Source organism: Mesorhizobium sp. M4A.F.Ca.ET.020.02.1.1, assembly GCF_004022645.1.
GTDB lineage: Bacteria > Pseudomonadota > Alphaproteobacteria > Rhizobiales > Rhizobiaceae > Mesorhizobium.
Genome location: NZ_RZOI01001421.1, coordinates 1 through 407 on the forward strand (window position 1 = coordinate 1; position 407 = coordinate 407).

Below are 407 nucleotides of genomic sequence, written 5' to 3' on the forward strand. Positions count from 1 at the left end.
CGACTCTCGGCGTCACGCAGGTGACGAAGGCCGAGGTGGCTGCGCTCACGCCCGAAGATGCCAACCGGGTGTTCCAGGGCCTCGTGACGAAGATTGATCAGACCGAAGATCTCGGCAAACGGCCGCCGGCGGCCGAGGGTCTGGCGCGCCTTTGCGGAGACCGGCCGGAACTGCGCGAACCGCTGGTTGCATTCCTCGGACGACTGCCGGTGAGCAAGATCGGCGGGTGGGTGGTTAGCGGCTGGGGTGTGGCGGTTGAGGGTCCGCAGGCGCAAGAGTTCGCCGAGCTCGTGGGAGAGTGGGCAACGCAGACCTCGAACAAGCCACTGAGCGTCGTCGCGTCGCTGCAGCTGAACCCGAAGTCGAAGAGAAAGTAACATGGGAACCTCCGGCACCAAGCCCAGTTC

Annotated in this window: 1 protein-coding gene; it reads left to right on the forward strand. The window is 65.4% G+C overall.

Going from position 1 to position 407, the window contains the following annotated elements:
* On the forward strand, positions 1 to 377 hold a 377-nt coding region (locus EN742_RS37485), incomplete at its 5' end, for a hypothetical protein (protein ID WP_210214519.1).
* Positions 378 to 407: the final 30 nt, after the last annotated feature.